Source organism: Sphingopyxis sp. A083, from assembly GCF_001468495.1.
Lineage (GTDB): Bacteria > Pseudomonadota > Alphaproteobacteria > Sphingomonadales > Sphingomonadaceae > Sphingopyxis > Sphingopyxis terrae.
The window spans coordinates 1-19844 of the sequence record NZ_LNSK01000008.1 but is presented as its reverse complement, the minus strand read 5'-3'; the positions used below and the strand labels follow the sequence as shown (position 1 = coordinate 19844).

Genomic DNA, 19844 nt, shown 5'->3' with positions numbered 1-19844 from the left:
TCGGGAGCTGGGATCCCGCCTTCGCGGGAGCACACGGAAGGTTTCATTCCATGACCGCACCCAAAGTTCTGATTTCCGACAAGATGGATCCCAAAGCCGCCGCGATCTTCAAGGAACGCGGCATCGACGTCGATGTCATCACCGGCAAGACGAAGGACGAGCTGATCGCGATGATCGGCGCCTATGACGGCCTCGCGATCCGCTCGGCCACCAAGGTCACCGCCGACGTCCTGGCCGCCGCGACGAACCTGAAGGTCGTCGGCCGCGCCGGGATCGGCGTCGACAATGTCGATATTCCCGAGGCGTCGAAGAAGGGCGTCATCGTGATGAACACGCCCTTTGGCAACAGCATCACCACCGCCGAACATGCGATCGCGATGATGTTCGCCCTCGCGCGCCAGATCCCCGAAGCCAATGCGCTGACGCAGGCAGGTAAATGGCCGAAGAACGACTTCATGGGGGTCGAACTGACGTCGAAGACGCTGGGCCTGATCGGCTGCGGCAATATCGGCAGCATCGTCGCCGAGCGCGCGCTGGGGCTGCGCATGAAGGTCGTCGCCTTCGATCCGTTCCTGACCCCCGAGCGCGCGATCGAACTCGGCGTCGAAAAGGCCGATCTCGACACATTGCTCGCCAAGGCCGATTTCATCACGCTGCACACGCCGCTGACCGACCAGACGCGGGGTATCCTGTCGAAGGAAAATCTTGCGAAGACCAAGCAGGGCGTGCGCATCATCAACTGCGCGCGCGGCGGCCTGATCGACGAGGCGGCGCTGAAGGACGCGCTCGACAGCGGCCATGTCGCGGGCGCGGCGCTCGACGTGTTCCAGACCGAACCGCCGGCCGCCGATCATCCGCTGTTCGGCACGCCGAACTTCATCTGCACGCCGCACCTCGGCGCATCGACCGACGAAGCGCAGGTCAATGTCGCCATCCAGGTGGCCGAACAGCTTTCCGATTATCTGCTCACCGGCGGCATTACAAACGCGCTCAATGTGCCCAGCCTGTCGGCCGAGGAGGCGCCGAAGCTGCGCCCCTATATGAGCCTCGCCGAAAAGCTGGGCAGCCTGGTAGGGCAGCTCGCCCACGACAACCTCACCACCATCTCGATCGAGGTCGAGGGGGCGGCGGCCGAGCTTAACCTGAAGCCGATCACCGCCGCGGTCCTGACCGGGCTGATGCGCCGTTATTCGGACAGCGTGAACATGGTCAACGCGCCGCATCTTGCCCGCGAACGCGGCCTCGACGTGCGCGAGGTGCGCCATGATCGCGAGGGCGATTATCACACCCTCGTCCGCGTCACCGTCGCCACCGAAGCCGGCGACCGTTCGGTCGCGGGGACGCTGTTCGGCAACAACGAACCGCGCCTCGTCGAAATGTTCGGCATCAAGGTCGAGGCCGATCTCGACGGCGACATGCTCTATATCGTCAACGAGGACGCGCCCGGCTTCATCGGTCGTATCGGCAGCACGCTGGGCGATGCGGGGCTGAACATCGGCACCTTCCACCTCGGCCGCCGCGCCGCCGGGGGCGAGGCGGTGCTGCTGCTCAGCCTCGACTCGGCCATGCCCGAACCTTTGTTGTGGCAGGTCTGCCAGCTGCCCGGCGTCAAGATGGTGAAGGGACTGAAGTTCTGATCGCTCCAAGGAAATCCGTGTTCCCGAGCGAAGACGAGGGACCCGTTCGAGCGTCGCGAGAACCAGCGAGGTAGCTGCCTCGACTTCGCTCGGCAAAGCCCCTCGTCTCCGCTCGGGGATACGGCGTTGATTGAAACCTCGCTTTTCCCGCTCTAAGGCCACCCCCATGACCAAGGCCCCTGCCCTGCTGCCCGAAGGCCTCCGCGACCGCCTGCCCGCGCAGGCCGAAGCCGCGTCGCGCGTGACCCGCGCGCTCGTCGATGCGATGCGCGCGCACGGCTATGGCCGCGTTTCGCCGCCGCTCGCCGAATTTCGCGAAACGCTGGGCGGCAATGACGAACGCGCCGCGCGCGATCTGTTCCGCTTCACCGACCCCGTGTCGCAGCGCACGCTCGCGCTGCGCCCCGACATCACGCGGCAGGTCGGTCGCATCGCAACCTCGCTGCTCGCGCATGCGCCGCGGCCGCTGCGCCTGTGCTATGCTGGCCAGGTGGTCAAGCTGCGCGCGAGCCAGCTCCGCCCGGCGCGCGAAATGCTGCAGGTCGGCGCCGAACTGATCGGCAGCGACAGCGTCGCAGCCGCGCGCGAGATTGTCTCGGTCGCGATCGACGCGCTCGATGCGGCGGGTATCGGCCGGGTTACGATCGACTTCACCCTGCCCGATGTCGTCGACCTGCTCGCCGCCGGTCCGCTGCCCATTACGGCCGATCTGCAGATGCTGCGTGACGAACTCGACGCAAAGGATGCCGGCGCGCTCGCGCGCATCGGAGCCGAAGCCTATCTGCCGTTGCTGCGCGCGACGGGGCCTTTCGACCGCGCGATCGCCGATCTGCGCACATTCGACACCGCGGGCGTACTCACCAGTCGTATCAACGCGCTGGAAGAAATCGCGGCGCCGATCCGCGGCCGCGCCGATCTGACCCTCGATCCGACCGAACGTCACGGCTTTGCCTATCAAAGCTGGTTCGGCTTCCAGATCTTCGTTCCCGGCCAGGGCGACGCAATCGGCCGCGGCGGCGGTTATGCGATCCCGGTCGGCGACGATCAGGAAGAACCAGCGGTGGGCTTTTCGCTCTACCCCGACCCGTTGATCGACGAAGGATTGGGCGTCGAGCGCGACAGCGATCGGCGGATATTCCTGCCGCTCGGCCACGATCCGGCGCTCGCCGCCAGCCTGCGCGCGGATGGATGGCAAACGGTCGCGGCGCTCACCGATGCCGACGAAGCGGCGCGGCTCGGCTGCGGCTTCACGCTCGGCCCCGAAGGGCCGGTTGCCGCTTAAAAATCCGAAACGCCGAAACGCGGAATCCCCTGGTTGACGCCGGGCGGGTCGAGCACGGTCACGTCGAGCTCGATCGGCTCGCCGATCCAGTGCGCAAGGCGGGTGTGATCGGCGAGATCGTCGTCAGTGAGCGGGTGAACGAGCGCGCGCAGCCCCGTCGCCTCGATCGCCTCCACGACGGCGGCGCGATGGCGCGCGAGGAAATGCACCTCATATTGCGCGATCGGATGCGGCCCGGCCGCGCCATCGGTCATGGCCCCGACAAACAGGATTGCGGAATCGGCACCGAAGGCGTCGCGCAAGGCCGCGGCTGCCGGCCGCTCGGCAGGGTCGTAATAGATATGCGCGTGATAGGGTGCGTCGGGATCGGTCATTGGCGCCTCTTTGGCGGGCATCGGCAAGCCCGCAGTTCACAGGCCTTGCGAGAAACGGCTCCGCGCAGAGGCGATCCCGACCGTAGCGGCCCCTTCTCCCCTCGTCATCCCGGACTTGATCCGGGATCCATTCACGCCGCGCCGGAATAGTGGATCCCGGATCAAGTCCGGGATGACGAAATGTTGGAAGGCGTGAGCGGTTGGTCGCCTCTCAGAAGCTATCGCCCGAATACCCGCTTCAGCCACGCGTCGACCGTCGCGGTCGCCGCGTAGGACGGATCGCCGAGGCGGCGGTTGATCTCGGCATGGCCCTTCAATCCTTCGCCCGGAAAGCTGCCGAACGCGACGCGGCTTCCACCGGCCTCGAGCGCGGCGCCGAGGGCCTTGGCTTGGCGCACGCCGTCGGGCCGCTGGACGTGCAGCAACAGAAAGGCGGACGCATTGGGCGCGGCCGCCTGCGCCGTCGGCGACAGCGCGCGCTGGCGCGCCGGATCGGTGCCGAAGGCCTGCGTATAGGTCGACTGCATGATTTGCGGCCCGTCCTTCATCTGCGCCGCCACGTCATAGGCCGCCCCGTCGATCGGTATGACACCAGCAATATCGGCAAAGGACAGGCCGGCGCCTTTCAGATAGCGCGGGTCGGTGCCGACCAGCGCGACCAGATGCGCGCCCGCGCTGTGCCCCATCAGCACGATGCGATGCCGGTCGACGCCCAGTGCGTCGGCGCGCTCGACGATCGCCTGCACCGCCGCGGCGACATCGGCAGCCTGCTCCTCGACCGTCGCGGCGGGGACAAGGCGGTAGTTGATTGACGCGAAGGCATAGCCCTCGGCGGGATAATGTTCGGGTTTGAACTGACCGGTCGCATTGTCCTTGTCGCCGCGCTTCCAGCCGCCGCCATGCACGAAGACGATCAGCGGCGCCGGACCGGCCGCGCCCTTTGCGCGCCATATGTCGAGCGTCTGGAGCGGATCGCGGCCATAGGCGATCGTTTCGCTGCCCGCGACCTTTGCCCCGGCATCGGCGCCCATGCGCTCCGCCATGCGTTCGGCAATCCGCTCGCGCAGCCGTTCCCGCGCCTCGGCGAGGGGGCCCGGAACCATCAGGCTCGCCGCGACAAACGCCGCCATGGCGGCCCATCCGGTCGAAAATCGCCGCGTCATCATCGCCTCCGTCATCATGCTGTCCGTCGGGTCACTAGCCTGCAATTGTCGCGAGGATGTGACCGCGCACCGCGATGTTATGACAAGATGTAACAGCCGCGATCGGCGCGGCGCGGCACTATTTTACGGCCTTCGCCCTTGCCTCGACAGCCAAATCCGCTAAGGCCGCGCCGGGTCGAAAGGGCCCCGTTCAGCAGGACAGCGTCATGGCAAATGTTACCGTCATCGGGTCGCAGTGGGGCGACGAGGGCAAGGGCAAGATCGTCGACTGGCTCGCCAGCCGCGCCGACGCGGTCGTCCGCTTTCAGGGCGGCCATAACGCCGGTCACACGCTGGTCGTCGGCGAACAGGTCTACAAGCTATCGCTGCTTCCGTCGGGCATCGTCACCGGCACGCTGTCGATCATCGGCAACGGCGTCGTGCTCGATCCCTGGGCGCTGAAAGACGAAATTGCCAAGCTGCGCGGCCAGGGCGTCGAGATCAACGCAGAGAATTTCGCGATCGCCGACAATTGCGCGCTGATCCTGCCCTTTCACCGCGACCTCGACGGCTTGCGCGAAACCGCGGCGGGCGCGGGCAAGATCGGCACGACGGGTCGCGGCATCGGTCCGGCTTATGAGGACAAGGTCGGCCGCCGCGCGCTGCGCGTGTGCGACCTTGCGCATCTCGACAAGCTCGATCCGCAGATCGACCGCCTGACCGCGCATCACGACGCGCTGCGCGCCGGTTTCGGCGAGCCGCCGATCGATCGCGAGCGATTGAAGGCCGACCTCGCCGAGATTGCCGATTTCGTGCTCGAATATGCGCAGCCGGTGTGGAAGCGGCTGAAGAAGGTCCGCAAGGCGGGCGCACGCATCCTGTTCGAAGGCGCGCAGGGCGTGCTGCTCGATGTCGATCACGGCACCTATCCCTTCGTCACCAGTTCGAACACCGTCAGCGGCACCGCCGCCAGCGGCTCGGGCCTCGGCCCGTCGGCGGTCGGCTTCGTGCTCGGTATCGCCAAGGCCTATACGACGCGCGTCGGCAGCGGCCCCTTCCCCACCGAACTCGAGGACGAAACCGGCCAGCGGCTCGGCGAACGCGGGCATGAATTCGGCACCGTCACCGGACGCAAGCGCCGCTGCGGCTGGTTCGACGCGGTATTGGTGCGTCAGAGCTGCGCGGTATCGGGCGTCACCGGCATCGCGCTGACCAAGCTCGACGTGCTCGACGGCTTCGACAAGGTGCGCATCTGCACCGGTTATCGTTTGCGCGGCAAGATCCTCGACTATTTCCCGGCGCACGCCGCCGATCAGGCCGAGGTCGAACCGATCTACGAAGAGATGGACGGCTGGAGCGAATCGACCGCAGGGGCGCGCAGCTATGCCGACCTGCCGGCGCAGGCGATCAAATATATCCAGCGCGTTCAGGAACTGATCGAAACCCCCATCGCGCTCGTGTCGACGAGCCCCGAGCGCGAGGACACGATCCTGATCCGCGATCCGTTCAGCGACTGACCCCGCGAAGCGATCAGGCGTCGACGGACGCCCTGACCTCTGCATCGAGCGCCTGCGTCAGATCGGCGGCGATTTCGTCGGCCTCCTCGAGTCCCACCGACAGCCGCACGAGCCCGTCGGCGATGCCGTGCGCGCGCCGTTCTTCTGCAGTGTAGGTCGAATGGGTCATGCTCGTCGGATGCTGGATCAGGCTTTCGGCATCGCCGAGCGACACCGCGCGCTGGACAAGCGTCAGCCGGTTCATCATCGCCACGCCCGCGGCATAGCCGCCCTTCAGTTCGAATGCGATCATGCCCCCGAACCCCGGCATCTGCCGCCGCGCCAGATCATGCTGAGGGAAACATGCCAGCCCCGGATAATGGACCGCGGCGACCGCGGGATGATCGTTCAGCGTCGTCGCAATCGCGGCGGCCGACCGGCAATGTTCCGCCATGCGCAGCTTCAGCGTCTTGAGCCCGCGCAGCACCAGCATGGCGTTGAAGGGCGCCATCACCGCGCCGGTCATGTCCTTGACCCCGACCAGACGCACCTGCTGCATATCGGCGCCGGTGCCGAGCACGATGCCGCCGACCAGATCGCCATGCCCGCCCAGATATTTGGTCGCCGAATGCACCACGATATCCGCGCCGAGCGTGATCGGCTGCGTCAGCACCGGGGTCGCATAGGTGTTGTCGACGACGGTGCGCGCGCCATGGTCGCGCGCGATCGCCGACACCGCGGCGATATCGACCAGCCGCATGTTCGGATTGGCGGGGGTTTCGAAATAGACGATCTTCGTCGCGGCGGAGATGCAGGCTTCGAGATTGGCCGGATCGGTCAGATCGACATGGGTGACGCGGACGCCAAAGCGCGCAAGGCCGTGGCGCATGAAGGCGAAGGTGCATCCGTACAGCGTCTGATCGACGATAATTTCGTCGCCGGACTTCAGAAAGGACCAGAAAACCGCCGTTATCGCGCCCATGCCCGACGCCGTCGCGACAGCGGCTTCCGCGCCTTCGAGCGCGGCCATGCGCCGTTCGAGCAGGTCGACCGTCGGATTGGCGATGCGGCTGTAGAAATATCCTTCGCGCTCGCCCGCGAAAATCTCGGCGCCCGCCTCGGCGGTTTCGAACACGAAGGTCGACGACAGATGCAGCGGCGGCACCAGCGCGCCGTCATTGGCCTTTGCGTCATAGCCGGCATGAATGGCGCGGGTCGCAAAACCCGAAAGCGGAAAGGACGACATGACGGGCGCGACTCCTGCGGTGAACGAGCGCCGCTTGTATCAAATGGCCGGTGGCAGGTGCTTCCAATATATGCCACTAGCAGCAAGTATATTGGAACATTCTGCCAAGGACTGCCCCATGGATCGCAAGGATCACCAGATCGTCCGCGCCTTGATGCACGACGGCTGGCTGAGCAATCAGGATCTGGCCGCGGCGGTGAACCTGTCGCCGTCGCCCTGTCTGCGCCGGGTTCGTCTGCTCGAAGAGCGCGGCGTCATCACCGGCTATGCCGCGCTCGTCGATCAAAAGGCGATGGGCTATCCGATCACCGTGTTCGTCGGCATCCGGCTGAGCAAGCATGATCAGGCGACCGTGCAGGCATTCGAGCGGGCGATCGGCGCCATCGACGATATTCTCGATTGCTTCCTGATGACGGGCGATATCGACTATCTGTTGCGGGTCGTCGCACCCGACCTCGACGGATACGAGCGCTTCGTGCGCGAACGGCTGCACGCGATCGACGGCATCGCGTCGATCGACACCAGCCTGGCCTACGGCGTCGTCAAGCAGAGCCGCGTGTTGCCGCTACCCGGCTGACGCCCCGCGCCCCGCCGCGGCGACGGCTTCGATTGCAGAAACGAAGCCCGCCGGGTCATCCTCCTGGATGAAATGCCCGCCTTTCAACGTGCGGTGCGCCATGCCGGCGGTTCCGGGCACGCGGCCGAGGAACAGGGCATCGCCGCCGCGCGTGATCGGGTCGCCGTCCGAAAAGCAGCAGAGGAAGGGCTTGTCGAAGCGTTCGAGCGCGGCCCATGCGCGCTTCTGATCGGGCACCGCGACATTGTCGCCCAGCGGCACGAACGACGGATAGATGCGCGCTGCGACCTTCGACGCGCGCGTCGGAAAGGGCGCGTCATAAGCGGCGATTTCTTCGGCGCTGAGCGGGCGCTTCGTTCCCGCCTTGACGATCCGGCCGATCGGGAACAGCGGGCTGTAGCGCGAAAAGGCGCGCCAGATCGCAAAGGCGCGCGGCGCCGCCTGCCCCTCGGGCAGTCCGCCGTTCGATAGCGCGACACCCGCGAAGCGCTCGGGCATTTCGGCGACCAGACGCAGCCCGATCAGCGAACCCCAATCCTGGCAGACGAGGATCATGTTCCGAAGGTCGAGCGCCTCGATCCAGGCGCGCATCCACGCGACCTGCTGCGCATAGCTGTAGGCCGACCGGTCGAGCGGCTTGTCGGAGCGACCGAAGCCGATGAGGTCGGGCGCAACAGCCCGGAAGCCCGCGCGCACCGCGGGACCGATCATGTGGCGGTAGAGATAGCTCCACGTCGGCTCGCCGTGCAGCATGAGCACCGGCTGTGCATCGGCGGCGCCCTCGTCGACATAATGGACGCGCAGGCCGCCCGCGATCTCGGTATATCGCGGCGCGAAAGGCCAATCGGTCAGGCCCGCAAAACATTCGTCCGGTGTACGATAAACCCGCATAATCCCCCCCTTGGTCCCGATCACTCTAGAATTGCCGCGCGGTGCGGCGCAAGACGCGCTTTCGTTCGGCGGCGCGGCGTGGCACGGTCGGCCGATGAGCCGCACTATCCTGGTCTTCTACGGAAGCTATCGCCGCGACCGGCAGGGCATCAAGCTTGCCCGCTGGATCGTCGATTCCCTTGCTGCGCGCGGCGACCGCGCCGAACTGGTCGATGCGATGGCGGTGGATCTGCCGATGCTCGACCGACGGCACAGCGATTTTGCAGCGGGCGAGGCCCCCGCCGCGATGGATGCGCTCGCCGACCGGATCGCCGCGACGGACGGCTTCGTCTTCGTGACCGGCGAATATAATGGCGGGCTGCAACCGGGCCTCAAGAATCTGGTCGACCATTATCTTCCCCAATTCGCGTGGCGCCCCGCCGCCATCGCCTCTTATTCGGCTGGCCCCTTCGCCGGCATCCGCGCCGCGACCGCGTGGCGCACGACGCTTGGCGCGATGGGCATGGTGGTCACCGCGACCCCGCTCAGCCTCGCGCGCATCGGCGGTGCTTTCGATGCCGACGGCGGGCCTGCGGGCGAGGACGGCGAGCGGCTGGCACGGGCCTTTCCGCGCTTCGCCGACGACCTTGCCTGGTGGACCGACGCCGCGAAGGCGCAGCGCGAACAAGCGCCGCCGCCCTTCTAACCCGATTTGAGCTCCTTCCCGAGCCGCAGGCTGGCGCGCCAGAAGAAGAAGGCCGGGATCAGCCCGAGCCACGCCGCGCCATAGAGGACATAGCGGACGCTTTCGGTGCCGAGGGTGGGCTTGAGCTCTTCCGACGCCATGCCGAAAAGGAGCGGCCCAAGTCCGAGGCCGATCAGATTCTGCAGGAACAGCATCACCGCGCTGGCCATCGCGCGCGCCTCCGGCTGCACCAGCCCGTGGACGCAGGCGAAGGTCGGGCCGTAATATGCGGCGTTGAGCACGGTCGGCACGAACAGCAGCGCGATCGCGACGTGCCATTCGGTGACGGCGTAGCCCAGAAACAGGATCGGCGCCGCGACCGCCATGCCGATCGCCGGCGTGGTGAGCATGTGGCGGCGGTCGGTCTTGCCGAACCGGTCGGCGAAATAGCCGCCGAGCCAGGTTCCCAAAATGCCCGCGATGCCCAGCGCGACGCCCAGCAAAAGTCCGGTTTCGCCCGCGCTCAGCCCGTGCGATCGCTGGAACAGGATCAGCGCCCAGACGCCTTTGCCATAACCCAGGAAGGCGGTGAAGGACGCCGCGATCGCGATGTAGACGAAGGCCCGGGTGCTGAACACTTCGCGCAGCGCCTGCCCGATCGACAGGGCGCCGCTCGCGCCCGTCGTTGCAGCAGTATCGGCGCCGCGTGCGCGTACCTCCTTGATGAACATCGGGACCATGAAGGCGAGCAACAGGCCAGGCACACCGACGACCATGAACGCGATGCGCCAGCCCCAGAGATCGTTGACGATGCCGCCGACGATCAGACCGAGGAGGCTGCCGATCGGAATCCCGAGCCCGTAAAAGGCAATGGCGGACGATCGTTTGGCGGGTTCGACGGCATCGGTGATGAGCGAGTGTGCCGCGGGTGTGCACCCGGCCTCGCCCACGCCGACGCCGATGCGGGCAAGCAGCAATTGGACGAAATTCTGCGCCATGCCGCACAGCACGGTCATCCCCGACCAGATCGCCAGCGACACCGAAATCAGCCCGACGCGATTGGTTGAGGGACGGTCCGCATAACGCGCGATCGGCAAACCCAGGAAGGTGTAAAAGAGCGCGAAGGCCAATCCCGTCATCAGGCCGATGTCGGAATCGGACAGTTTCAGATCGCGCGCGATCGGCTCGGCCAATATGTTGACGATCTGCCGATCGAGGAAATTGAGGATATAGACGATCAAGAGCACCCACAGCATCGTGCGCGTTTTCGCGGCGACGCTGGTTGATGCTTGCGACCCTGCACCAAGGGCAAGAGCTGGCTTTTCCGACATTTTTCTCTCCCGATGGGGGCGAAGGTGCAGACCCGGCCGCACCCTGTCAACGCCGGGGCGGCACAGCGTAAAATGGCACTTGCAATTGCCGTTACGGCTGCCAGCATTCGCGCCATGCAAAAAATTTCGCTGCTGACAGCCGCTCTGCTCGCCTCCGTCCCCGCCGCCGCCATGCCGCCGCCGCTTCCCGATGTCGCCGGCAAGGATGCCGCGACTCTGCAGGCGGAGATGACCGCGGGCGAAACGAGCAGCGAGGTCATCACCGCCGCCTATCTGGAGCGCATCCGGAATATCGATAAGGCGGGCCCGACACTCAACGCGGTGATCGCGGTGTTTCCCGACGCGATGAGCGAGGCCTATCGGCTCGATCAGGAGCGCAAGGTGGGGCATGTGCGCGGCCCGCTGCACGGGATTCCGGTGCTGCTGAAGGACAATATCGAGGCGGCGGGGCCGGTTGCGACGACCGCCGGTTCGCTGGCCCTGAAAGGCAATATCACCGGCCGCGATGCGCCGCTGGTCGCGCGGCTGCGCGAAGGCGGCGCGGTGATCCTGGGCAAGACCAACCTCAGCGAATGGGCCAATATCCGGTCGAACGACGCGACCAGCGGCTGGAGCGCCGTCGGCGGACTGACGCGCAATCCGCACGCGCTCGACCGCAACACATGCGGCTCGTCGGCGGGTAGCGGTGCAGCGACGGCGGCCAGCCTTGCGCCGCTGACGATCGGGACCGAGACCGACGGATCGATCACCTGCCCTGCAGGCATGAACGGCGTGGTCGGCTTCAAGCCGACCGTCGGCCTGGTGAGCCGCAGTCTTGTCGTCCCGATCAGCCACAGTCAGGATACGGCGGGACCGATGACCTTGACGGTGCGCGACGCGGCCACGCTGTTGTCGGTGATGGCGGGCAGCGATCCCGCCGATCCGGCAACGGCAGAGGCCGACGCGCACCGCCGTGACTTTGCCGCCGCGCTGTCGCCGGACGCACTGCGCGGCAAGACGATTGGCGTGCTGCGCGATCGCATCGGCGGCCGCGCCGACATCGGCGCGCTGTTCGGTGCCGCGCTCGACACGATGCGCGCCGCCGGTGCGACGATCGTCGAGATCAAGGATAGCCGTAGCGGCCTCGACGGCCTGGGCGATGCCGAGTTCGAGATATTGATGACCGAACTCAAGGCCGACATGGCCGCCTATCTGGCCGGGCTACCCGGGAAGGGCGCGCCGCGCTCGCTCGCCGACCTGATCGCCTTCAACAAGGCGACGCCCGCCGAGATGCGCTGGTTCGACCAGTCGCTGTTCGAACTTGCCGAAAGCAAGGGCGGCCTCGACAGCCAGCCCTATCGTGATGCCAAGGCCAAGGCGGCGCGGCTCGCGGGGCCGGAGGGCATCGACCGGCTGCTGCGCGAAAGCGGCGCCGACCTGCTGGTTGGCGTGACCAATGGCCCCGCCTGGACCACCGATCTCGTCAACGGCGACCATTATACCGGCCCCGGCGTCAGCCAGCTTCCCGCCGTCGCCGGCTATCCGCACCTTACCGTCCCGATGGGTGCGGTCGAAGGGCTGCCGATCGGCCTCTCCTTCATCGCCACCAAATGGAGCGACGGCGATATTCTGGCGGCCGGATATGCCTATGAACAGGCAAGCCGCAAACGCGTAGCGCCAACCTATCGCGCCAGCATTACACCCTGACGCTAGTTGCGCTCGAGATATTCGGTCGGGATCAATATGGCGTGCGTCGCGAGGCGCACTTCGTAGAGGAACATGCCGAGCGAGAGCAGCAGGAACAGCATCGCCAGCACAAAGACCAGCGATACCGCGACGCCGAGATGGAAGCCCGCCGCATATTGCAGGAACAGCAGCGACACGAGGATGCACACCACCAGCCCGCCGCATACGGCGAACAGGATGGCGGTGTTGATGACGCGCATCCGGCGCGCGATCACGCGCAATTCTTCGACCAGCCGGCTATGTTCGACGCCCGTCGTCGTCGCGTGACGTTCGGTCAGCTTGCGCGACCGGTCGATGACGCGCGCGAGGCGGCCAGTGAAGACGTTGAGCAAATTGCCCATCGCGACCAGCAGGAACACCGGCGCGACGGACAATTGGATCGTCTGGGCGATTGTCGGCGCCCCTTCGAACATCGCGTCTATCCTGCCGCGACCGACGGCGTGTTCACACCATGCATCTGGAGGAATTTGCGGACGTTGCGCGCCGCCTGACGGATGCGCTGTTCGTTTTCGACCATCGCGATGCGGACATAGCCCTCGCCGTCCTCCCCATAGCCGACGCCGGGGGCGACAGCGACCTTGGCATGGGTCAGAAGCTGCTTGGAGAATTCGAGGCTGCCCATCTCCTTGAGCGCGGGCGGCAGCGGCGCCCAGGCGAACATCGACGCGGGTGGGCTCGGAATATCCCAGCCGGCGCGCGCAAAGCTTTCGACCATCACGTCACGGCGCTTCTGGTAAAGCTCGCGGTTCTTCGCGACGATATCCTGCGGTCCGTTGAGCGCGGCGCAGGCCGCCGCCTGGATCGGGGTGAAGGCGCCGTAGTCGAGATAGGATTTGACGCGCGTCATCGCCGCGATCAGCCGCTTGTTGCCGACCGCGAAACCCATGCGCCACCCGGCCATCGAATAGGTTTTCGACATGGAGGTGAATTCGATCGCCACATCCTTCGCGCCCGGCACCTGCAGGATCGAGGGCGTTGGATTGCCGTCGTAATAAAGCTCCGAATAGGCAAGGTCGCTGAGGACCCAGACCTTGTTTTCCTTCGCCCAGGCGACGAGCCGCTCGTAGAAAGCGAGGTCGACGGCTTCAGCGGTCGGGTTCGACGGGTAGTTGACGACCAGGATCGACGGACGCGGCACGGTGAACGCCATCGCGCGGTCGAGCGCGCGCCAGTAATTTTCGTCCGGCGTCGTCGGCACGCTGCGGATCGTCGCACCGGCGATGATGAAGCCGAAGGTGTGTATGGGATAGCTGGGATTCGGTGCCAGCACGACGTCGCCCGGGCCGGTGATCGCGGTCGCGAGGCTGGCGAGCCCTTCCTTCGACCCCATCGTCACGACGACTTCGCTTTCGGGATCGAGTTCGACGTTGAAGCGGCGGGCATAATAATTGGCCTGCGCCCGGCGCAGCCCCGGAATGCCCTTCGACTGCGAATAGCCGTGCGCGTCGGGTTTTTGCGCAACCTCGCACAGCTTGTCGATCACATGCTGCGGCGGCGGCAGGTCGGGGTTGCCCATTCCCAGGTCGATAATGTCCTCGCCCGCGGCACGCGCGGCCGCTCGCATCGCATTCACTTCAGCGATGACATAGGGCGGCAGGCGCTTGATGCGGTAGAATTCATCGTCGGACATGGGGAACTAGAACAACTCCTTTTCGTAAGCGTTTAGTCGGTCGAAACGCGATCGGCACCTCGCCAGCCGCGTCGGCGGCTGTTATACGCATCGGACGAGAGGCTGACCAGCGGGAACCGGCATGAGCGACGCGGGCGAAAAAGACAAGAATGACGGCACCGCGGCCGAGGCGCCGAATCCCTTTCTCCCGTCCCCCGACGATATGCAGCATTGGGCCAGCGTGATGGCGCGCGCGCAGCAGATGATGCTCGAATTCGCGCTCGGTCAGGCCGACGAGGAAAAGGATGCGCGGCCGCTGTTCGATCCCGCCAGATGGATCGACAATCCGGCGACCCAGCTTTGGGCCGAACAGGGCGCGAAGATGTGGGAACAGGGCGTGCATTTCTGGTCGTCGCTCGCCGCGATCCAGCCGTCCTTCATGCCCTCCGCGGCGGCCGATGCGCCCAAGGATCGCCGCTTCGCCGACCCCGACTGGACCGCAAACCCCGCCTTTGCGCTGATCCGGCAGACCTATGGCCTGTTGTCGGACCAGTTGCTCGAAACCACGCGCCAGCTTCAGGGGCTCGACGCCGATGCGCGGGCCAAGATGGAATTTGCCGCAAAGTCGATGGCCGACGCGCTGTCACCGACGAACCTTGCCGTCACCAATCCCGAAGTCATCAAGCGCGCGGTCGAAACGCGCGGCGAAAGCCTGCTCAAGGGGCTACGGCACATGCTCGCCGACCTTGCGCGCGGACAGTTGAGCCATGTCGACAAGAATGCGTTCGAGGTCGGCGTGAACATCGCGACGACCCCGGGCAAGGTGATCCACGAAACCGATCTCTATCAGCTCATCCAATATGAGCCGACGACGAAAGACGTCTTCACCGTCCCGCTCGTCATCTTCCCACCGTGGATCAACCGCTTCTACATCCTCGATCTCAATCCCGCGAAAAGCTTTGTGCGCTGGGCGGTCGAACAGGGGCTGACCGTCTTCATGGTGTCGTGGAAATCGGCCGACGCGTCGATGAAGGATGTCGTGTGGGACGATTATATCGCGGCGCAGGTCGATGCGATCGACACGGTGCGCGACCTGCTCGACGTGCCGCATGTCCACGCGATCGGCTACTGCGTCGCCGGGACGACGCTCGCCGCCACGCTCGCGATGCTCGCTGCGCAGGGCGATGCCGACAAGGTCAGGTCGGTCACCTTCTTCACCGCGCAGGTCGATTTCGAACTGGCGGGCGAACTCAAGCTGTTCGTCGACGACGGCTATCTGGCGCTGCTCCAGCAATTGTCGGCCGGCGGCTTTCTCGACGGCCGCTATATGGCCGCAACCTTCAACAGCCTGCGCGGCCGCGACCTGATCTGGAATTATGTCGTGAGCAATTACCTGCTCGGCAACGACTATCCGCCTTTCGATCTGCTCTACTGGAACGGCGACACGACCAACCTGCCGGCGAAATGGCACCGGCAATATCTGGTCGACCTCTACCGCGACAACCGGATGGTCATTCCGAACAGCCTGACGGTGATGGGCACCCCGATCGACCTCAAGAAGATCACCACCCCCGCCTATATCCAGGCCGGACGCGAAGATCATATCGCCCCGCTGGCCAGCGTCTGGCGGCTGATGGACCATCTGTCGGGACCAAAGACCTTCCTGCTCGCGGGATCGGGCCACATCGCCGGCGTCGTCAACCCGCCCGCTGCGGGCAAATATCAATATTGGACCGGTGACAATGACGCCGCCTCGCTCGCCGAATTCGAGGCAAGCGCGACCGAAACCAAGGGAAGCTGGTGGCCGCACTGGATCGGCTGGATCGCCGATCAGGACGGCGGCAAGACGCCCGCCAAAGGCGCGCGCGTGCCCGGAAAGGGCAAGAAAAAGGCGATCGAGGACGCGCCCGGACGCTACGTCAAACAGCGGTAACATCGCGGGATTATCCATCGGCTGCGGCGGTTCATCGACAATTTTTGTGCGCTGCACAAAAATATCCTTGAAATCGCCGATCCACTCCTATATTGTGCAGTGCAACATAAAGGAGTTGTTCCGATGGCTACCAAGATGGATAGTGCCGAAAAGGCTTTCGAAGCCGCGACGCTGGAAACCGCCGCCAAGCCGGTTGCGACTCCCGTGGCGCCTGCGGTTGCCGCTCCGGCGCCCGAAAAGACCAAGACCGTGAAGGCCAAGGCCAAGCCGGTCCAAAAGAAGGCCGCAAAACCGGCCGCCAAGAAGGTCGCCCCCAAGAAGGCGGCCGCCAAGACCATCACCCCCAAAGCAAAGGCCGCGCCGAAGCCGGTTGCCGCCGCCTCCAAAGGATTCAAGACCATGAACGACACCGTCAAGAAGTTCGCCGAAGACGCCAAGACCCGCGCCGAAGCGATGACCGCCGAATTCAACGAAAAGGCGAAGGAAGCCATGAGCAAGAGCAGCAAGCTCGCCGAGGAAGCTGTCGAATTCAACAAGGCGAACATCGAAGCCATGGTTGAATCGGGCAAGATCGCGGCCAAGGGCTTCGAAACGCTCGGCCAGGAAGGCGTCGCCTTCGCTCGCAAGAGCTTCGAAGACACCACCGCCGCGCTGAAGGGCTACACCGCCGTCAAGTCGCCGGCCGAGTTCTTCAAGCTCTATGCCGAAAACAGCAAGAAGGCGTTCGACGCCGCCGTTGCGCAGACCTCGAAGACCAGCGAAATGGTCGTGAAGCTCGCCAACGACAGCTTCGCGCCGATCTCGAACCGCGTGTCGGTCATCAGCTCGAAGATGAAGGCAGCCTAAGGGCCTTTTTCTTCCCTCGTTGGCGCGGGCTCTCTCTCCCCTCCTCCCGACCCCGCGCCGACACATACAGGGCCGCTCGTTTCCTTCGCGAAACGGGCGGCTCTTGTTTTTATCCTGATCGTCGCCCCCGCGAAGGCGGGGGCCGCAATCGACTTGGTGCACTCTTGCCAGAGGCTCCCGACTTCGCGGGGGCGACGAAAAGGGGGTTAATGCATCCCCGCCCTCTTGCGATTCCGCCCCGGCTTGCGATATTCCCGATGATGATGCTTCCCGCCTCCATTCCTCACATCGTCCGCGCCATGGCGGGCAAGGATGACGATACGCCCGGCGCTCCCGGTGTCGGCATTGCGACGCGCACGCGCGCGAAACCCAAAAAGCCCTCGATGTACAAGGTGCTACTGCTCAACGACGACTATACGCCGATGGAATTCGTCGTGATGGTGCTGCAGCGCTTTTTCAACATGGATATCGAACGCGCGACGCAGGTGATGCTGCACGTTCATCAACAGGGCGTCGGGGTGTGCGGCGTGTTCAGTTACGAAGTCGCCGAAACCAAGGTCAATCAGGTGATGGACGCCGCGCGGCAGAACCAGCACCCGCTGCAATGCACGCTGGAAAAGGCGTAAATTGTTCAGCCCCTCCCGTATGCGGGAGGGGCAATGAGACTTGGTTCGGCGAAGCCGGGCCTAGTCGCCATGGGGTGGGCATTGTCGCCGCATCACCCCGCCCACCCCGCTGCGAGTAGCGAACAAGTTCGCAACTCTCGCTGCCCCTCCCGCATGCGGGAGGGGTTTCAACCGCCGCTCCGCGCCGCCTGCTCGGCCTGAAGCGGCGCCGAAGGCTCGCCCTTCAAATCGCCATAATGGAGCGCTTCGCCGCACCCCGGACAGACGACCGCGGTGCCGACATCGGCGCCGCAGGCGCGGTGAATATAGCGCATCGCCGGTCCGCCTCCCGTCTCGCCGGGCGCATAGGCCCAGCGCTCCGCCCAATTGCGCATCGCGTACAGCACATCGAACAGATCCTTGCCCTTCGCGGTCAGTCGATATTCGTGGCGAAGGGGCCGATCCTGATAGACATAACGCTCGACCACACCCTCGCGCACCAGCAGCTTGAGCCGCGCCGACACAAGCTGCGGCCCGAGGCCGGTGTTCGCGGCGATCGCCTCGAACCGCCGGCGCCCGAAGAACAGGTCGCGCAGGATCAGAAGCACGGCGCGGTCGCCCAGGATTTCGGCCGAGCGGCCGACGGGGCAAAATGTATCCGAAAGATCAGCGCGTTTGGGCATGATGTCCCTATACCCTTGTCATTCTCTTCATCGGCATTCTCATCCCACCGACAAAAACCTCTTGTCACTATGTTTATCATAGCTACAATCTGCTGCAAGAGGAGAGTCGCGCATGCCCAACCCCGCAGCCGTCATCATCGGAGCCGGCGACGCCACCGGCGGCGCAATTGCCCGCGCCTTTGCCGCCGAAGGCCTCACCGCCTGCGTCAACCGCCGCGAACGCAACGCCGATGCGCTCGAGGCGCTGGCGCAGTCGATCCGCGATGAGGGCCATGATGCCCGCGCCTTTCCCGGCGACGCGCGTAGCGAAGAGGCGATGATCGCCCTGTTCGACCGGGTCGAAGCCGAGGTCGGACCGGTCGAGGTCGCGGTGTTCAATATCGGCGCGAACGTCAACTTTCCGATCGCCGAGACGACGCTGCGCGTTTACACCAAGGTCTGGGAAATGGCGTGCCTGGGCGGCTTCCTGATGGGGCGCGAGGCGGCAAAGCGCATGGCGCCGCGCGGTCGGGGCACGATCATCTTCACCGGCGCCACGGCATCCCTGCGCGGCGGATCGGGCTATGCCGCCTTCTCGGGCGCCAAGGCGGCGCTGCGAATGCTGGCGCAATCGATGGCGCGCGAACTGGGGCCGCAGGGCGTCCATGTTGCGCATGTCGTGATCGACGGCGCGATCGACACCGATTTCATCAAGGGACGTCATCCCGATTTCGACAATGCGAAGGCGCAGGATCTGATCCTCAACCCGCAGGCCATCGCCGCCAATTATGTGATGCTCCACCGCCAGCCGAAAAGCGCGTGGACGCACGAACTCGACCTTCGCCCCTGGGGAGAAAAATGGTGAGCAAGAGCGCAGGAAAGTCCCTCGAATTCATCTTCGATTTCGGCAGTCCGAACGCCTATCTGGCGATGAAGATACTACCCGACCTGCTCGATCGCACGGGCGCCGATCTGATCATCACCCCCTGCCTGCTCGGCGGTATTTTCAAGGCCACGGGCAACAAGGCGCCGATGATCCAATATGCCGACGCGCCGGCGAAGATGGCGTATGAAAATCTCGAGATGCGGCGCTTCATCGCGCGCCACGGGCTCACCAAATTCCGGCTCAACCCGCATTTTCCGGTGAACACGCTGCTCATCATGCGCGGCGCGGTCGTCGCCGAAGACGAAGGCGTGCTCGACGACTATATCGATGCGGTGAACCGCGCGATGTGGGAAGACGGGCTGAAGATGGATGATCCCGCGGTCGCCGCTGCCTTCCTGACAGCAAACGGCTTCGACGGCCCCGCGCTGCTGGCGCGCACGCAGGAGGATGCGATCAAGGCCAAGCTCGCCGCCAACACCGAAGCCGCGGTCGCGCGCGGCGCCTTTGGTATCCCGACCTTCTTCGTCGGCGACGAGATATTCTTCGGCAAGGACCGACTCGGACAAGTCGAGGAAGCGCTGCTCCGCTGACGGGACGACGGTTTTGGGGTCGGGAGCGGTCCTCACCTTCTTTCGTCATTCCCGCGAAAGCGGGAACCCAAAGCTCGCGTCAGCCAACTCCACACTGGGTTCCCGCTTTCGCGGGAATGACGATGTGAAAAAGTGCAACAACGTCCGCAATCGGTCCTAATCGGCCGCCTTCCCAATCACGCTGACGATCGCGACGCGCATCAATAGCCCATCAGGCTGAGCACTTCCTTGCGGCTGCGCTGATCTTCGAGGAAGCAGCCGAGGACGCGGCTGGTGACCATGCCGACGCCGGGGGTACGCACGCCGCGGCCGGTCATGCAGCCGTGCTGCGCGTCGATCACCACCGCA

Annotated in this window: 20 protein-coding genes; 11 read left to right on the top strand and 9 right to left on the bottom strand. The window is 65.2% G+C overall.

Translation table 11 applies throughout. From position 1 onward, the window contains the following. Window positions 1-50 precede the first annotated feature (50 nt). Both serA and ATE59_RS13395 read left to right on the top strand, forming a co-directional pair. On the top strand, window positions 51-1637 hold the full coding sequence (gene serA, locus ATE59_RS13400; RefSeq protein WP_058812804.1) for a phosphoglycerate dehydrogenase: 1587 nt from the start codon (window positions 51-53) through the stop codon (window positions 1635-1637). A 166-nt stretch (window positions 1638-1803) separates the two neighbouring features. Next, window positions 1804-2919, top strand: a complete 1116-nt coding sequence (locus tag ATE59_RS13395) for an ATP phosphoribosyltransferase regulatory subunit (protein ID WP_058812803.1) — start codon at window positions 1804-1806, stop codon at window positions 2917-2919. On the opposite strand, the gene ATE59_RS13390 is transcribed toward ATE59_RS13395, so the two are convergent. Both ATE59_RS13390 and ATE59_RS13385 read right to left on the bottom strand, forming a co-directional pair. Further along, window positions 2916-3293 carry a DOPA 4,5-dioxygenase family protein gene (locus ATE59_RS13390; protein ID WP_058812802.1) on the bottom strand — a complete coding sequence of 126 codons (378 nt, stop codon included), beginning with the start codon at window positions 3291-3293 and terminating at the stop codon, window positions 2916-2918. The genes ATE59_RS13395 and ATE59_RS13390 overlap by 4 nt on opposite strands. A 218-nt stretch (window positions 3294-3511) precedes the next feature. Continuing rightward, window positions 3512-4474 carry an alpha/beta hydrolase gene (locus ATE59_RS13385; RefSeq protein ID WP_231737369.1) on the bottom strand — a complete coding sequence of 321 codons (963 nt, stop codon included), beginning with the start codon at window positions 4472-4474 and terminating at the stop codon, window positions 3512-3514. 188 nt (window positions 4475-4662) lie between these two features. On the opposite strand from ATE59_RS13385, the gene ATE59_RS13380 reads away from it, so the two are divergent. Next, window positions 4663-5952: an adenylosuccinate synthase gene (locus tag ATE59_RS13380; RefSeq protein ID WP_003048950.1), complete on the top strand. Its 1290-nt coding sequence runs from the start codon at window positions 4663-4665 to the stop codon at window positions 5950-5952. Between the two features lie 13 nt (window positions 5953-5965). Here the strand turns inward: ATE59_RS13380 and ATE59_RS13375 are convergent, their stop codons facing one another. Continuing rightward, window positions 5966-7177: a methionine gamma-lyase gene (locus ATE59_RS13375; RefSeq protein WP_058812801.1), complete on the bottom strand. Its 1212-nt coding sequence runs from the start codon at window positions 7175-7177 to the stop codon at window positions 5966-5968. A gap of 118 nt (window positions 7178-7295) precedes the next feature. Between ATE59_RS13375 and ATE59_RS13370 the strand changes: the two genes are divergently transcribed. Further along, the gene (locus ATE59_RS13370; RefSeq protein WP_058812800.1) at window positions 7296-7754 is read left to right on the top strand and encodes an Lrp/AsnC family transcriptional regulator; all 459 of its coding nucleotides are present in this window, start codon (window positions 7296-7298) and stop codon (window positions 7752-7754) included. On the opposite strand, the gene ATE59_RS13365 is transcribed toward ATE59_RS13370, so the two are convergent. After that, window positions 7743-8645 (bottom strand): haloalkane dehalogenase, encoded by a 903-nt coding sequence (locus ATE59_RS13365; RefSeq protein ID WP_058812799.1) that lies wholly within the window; start codon window positions 8643-8645, stop codon window positions 7743-7745. The two genes, ATE59_RS13370 and ATE59_RS13365, sit on opposite strands and share 12 nt — an antisense overlap. A gap of 94 nt (window positions 8646-8739) precedes the next feature. On the opposite strand from ATE59_RS13365, the gene ATE59_RS13360 reads away from it, so the two are divergent. Further along, entirely contained in the window at window positions 8740-9330 is a 591-nt protein-coding gene (locus tag ATE59_RS13360; RefSeq protein ID WP_058812913.1) for an NADPH-dependent FMN reductase, read from the top strand. On the opposite strand, the gene ATE59_RS13355 is transcribed toward ATE59_RS13360, so the two are convergent. Then, window positions 9327-10640, bottom strand: coding sequence for a spinster family MFS transporter (locus tag ATE59_RS13355; RefSeq protein WP_058812798.1), 1314 nt, complete (start codon window positions 10638-10640; stop codon window positions 9327-9329). The genes ATE59_RS13360 and ATE59_RS13355 overlap by 4 nt on opposite strands. A 114-nt stretch (window positions 10641-10754) precedes the next feature. Between ATE59_RS13355 and ATE59_RS13350 the strand changes: the two genes are divergently transcribed. Further along, window positions 10755-12326, top strand: coding sequence for an amidase (locus ATE59_RS13350; RefSeq protein WP_231737366.1), 1572 nt, complete (start codon window positions 10755-10757; stop codon window positions 12324-12326). Window positions 12327-12328: 2 nt separating this feature from the next. On the opposite strand, the gene ATE59_RS13345 is transcribed toward ATE59_RS13350, so the two are convergent. Beyond that, window positions 12329-12778: a DUF2721 domain-containing protein gene (locus ATE59_RS13345; RefSeq protein WP_003048937.1), complete on the bottom strand. Its 450-nt coding sequence runs from the start codon at window positions 12776-12778 to the stop codon at window positions 12329-12331. A 5-nt stretch (window positions 12779-12783) separates the two neighbouring features. Continuing rightward, entirely contained in the window at window positions 12784-13995 is a 1212-nt protein-coding gene (locus tag ATE59_RS13340; protein WP_058812797.1) for an LL-diaminopimelate aminotransferase, read from the bottom strand. Window positions 13996-14116: 121 nt separating this feature from the next. Between ATE59_RS13340 and ATE59_RS13335 the strand changes: the two genes are divergently transcribed. The 3 genes from ATE59_RS13335 (at window position 14117) to clpS (ending at window position 17379) form a co-directional block, all read left to right on the top strand. Next, window positions 14117-15907 (top strand): PHA/PHB synthase family protein, encoded by a 1791-nt coding sequence (locus ATE59_RS13335; protein WP_058812796.1) that lies wholly within the window; start codon window positions 14117-14119, stop codon window positions 15905-15907. Window positions 15908-16030: 123 nt separating this feature from the next. After that, window positions 16031-16753 carry a phasin family protein gene (locus ATE59_RS13330; RefSeq protein WP_003048931.1) on the top strand — a complete coding sequence of 241 codons (723 nt, stop codon included), beginning with the start codon at window positions 16031-16033 and terminating at the stop codon, window positions 16751-16753. A gap of 260 nt (window positions 16754-17013) precedes the next feature. Beyond that, on the top strand, window positions 17014-17379 hold the full coding sequence (gene clpS, locus ATE59_RS13325; RefSeq protein ID WP_051066442.1) for an ATP-dependent Clp protease adapter ClpS: 366 nt from the start codon (window positions 17014-17016) through the stop codon (window positions 17377-17379). Between the two features lie 167 nt (window positions 17380-17546). Here clpS and ATE59_RS13320 read toward each other — a convergent pair whose 3' ends face one another. Further along, entirely contained in the window at window positions 17547-18041 is a 495-nt protein-coding gene (locus ATE59_RS13320) for a winged helix-turn-helix transcriptional regulator (RefSeq protein WP_058812795.1), read from the bottom strand. Between the two features lie 112 nt (window positions 18042-18153). Between ATE59_RS13320 and ATE59_RS13315 the strand changes: the two genes are divergently transcribed. After that, complete coding sequence (locus ATE59_RS13315; protein WP_058812794.1) at window positions 18154-18885, top strand: SDR family oxidoreductase; 732 nt, start codon at window positions 18154-18156, stop codon at window positions 18883-18885. Next, window positions 18879-19496: a 2-hydroxychromene-2-carboxylate isomerase gene (locus ATE59_RS13310; RefSeq protein WP_058812793.1), complete on the top strand. Its 618-nt coding sequence runs from the start codon at window positions 18879-18881 to the stop codon at window positions 19494-19496. Before ATE59_RS13315 ends, ATE59_RS13310 begins: the two co-directional genes overlap by 7 nt. 200 nt (window positions 19497-19696) lie before the next feature. On the opposite strand, the gene ATE59_RS13305 is transcribed toward ATE59_RS13310, so the two are convergent. Further along, the coding region (locus ATE59_RS13305) for a GTP cyclohydrolase I (RefSeq protein WP_197409177.1) at window positions 19697-19844 on the bottom strand (148 nt) is incomplete at its 5' end.

Excerpts from the sequence above, each read along its gene's own strand:
- serA (WP_058812804.1), top strand. The coding sequence starts at position 51 with ATGACCGCACCCAAAGTTCTGATTTCCGACAAGATGGATCCCAAAGCC.
- ATE59_RS13395 (WP_058812803.1), top strand. The coding sequence starts at position 1,804 with ATGACCAAGGCCCCTGCCCTGCTGCCCGAAGGCCTCCGCGACCGCCTG.
- ATE59_RS13390 (WP_058812802.1), bottom strand. The coding sequence starts at position 3,293 with ATGACCGATCCCGACGCACCCTATCACGCGCATATCTATTACGACCCT.
- ATE59_RS13385 (WP_231737369.1), bottom strand. The coding sequence starts at position 4,474 with ATGATGACGGAGGCGATGATGACGCGGCGATTTTCGACCGGATGGGCC.
- ATE59_RS13380 (WP_003048950.1), top strand. The coding sequence starts at position 4,663 with ATGGCAAATGTTACCGTCATCGGGTCGCAGTGGGGCGACGAGGGCAAG.
- ATE59_RS13375 (WP_058812801.1), bottom strand. The coding sequence starts at position 7,177 with ATGTCGTCCTTTCCGCTTTCGGGTTTTGCGACCCGCGCCATTCATGCC.
- ATE59_RS13370 (WP_058812800.1), top strand. The coding sequence starts at position 7,296 with ATGGATCGCAAGGATCACCAGATCGTCCGCGCCTTGATGCACGACGGC.
- ATE59_RS13365 (WP_058812799.1), bottom strand. The coding sequence starts at position 8,645 with ATGCGGGTTTATCGTACACCGGACGAATGTTTTGCGGGCCTGACCGAT.
- ATE59_RS13360 (WP_058812913.1), top strand. The coding sequence starts at position 8,740 with ATGAGCCGCACTATCCTGGTCTTCTACGGAAGCTATCGCCGCGACCGG.
- ATE59_RS13355 (WP_058812798.1), bottom strand. The coding sequence starts at position 10,640 with ATGTCGGAAAAGCCAGCTCTTGCCCTTGGTGCAGGGTCGCAAGCATCA.
- ATE59_RS13350 (WP_231737366.1), top strand. The coding sequence starts at position 10,755 with ATGCAAAAAATTTCGCTGCTGACAGCCGCTCTGCTCGCCTCCGTCCCC.
- ATE59_RS13345 (WP_003048937.1), bottom strand. The coding sequence starts at position 12,778 with ATGTTCGAAGGGGCGCCGACAATCGCCCAGACGATCCAATTGTCCGTC.
- ATE59_RS13340 (WP_058812797.1), bottom strand. The coding sequence starts at position 13,995 with ATGTCCGACGATGAATTCTACCGCATCAAGCGCCTGCCGCCCTATGTC.
- ATE59_RS13335 (WP_058812796.1), top strand. The coding sequence starts at position 14,117 with ATGAGCGACGCGGGCGAAAAAGACAAGAATGACGGCACCGCGGCCGAG.
- ATE59_RS13330 (WP_003048931.1), top strand. The coding sequence starts at position 16,031 with ATGGCTACCAAGATGGATAGTGCCGAAAAGGCTTTCGAAGCCGCGACG.
- clpS (WP_051066442.1), top strand. The coding sequence starts at position 17,014 with ATGATGCTTCCCGCCTCCATTCCTCACATCGTCCGCGCCATGGCGGGC.
- ATE59_RS13320 (WP_058812795.1), bottom strand. The coding sequence starts at position 18,041 with ATGCCCAAACGCGCTGATCTTTCGGATACATTTTGCCCCGTCGGCCGC.
- ATE59_RS13315 (WP_058812794.1), top strand. The coding sequence starts at position 18,154 with ATGCCCAACCCCGCAGCCGTCATCATCGGAGCCGGCGACGCCACCGGC.
- ATE59_RS13310 (WP_058812793.1), top strand. The coding sequence starts at position 18,879 with ATGGTGAGCAAGAGCGCAGGAAAGTCCCTCGAATTCATCTTCGATTTC.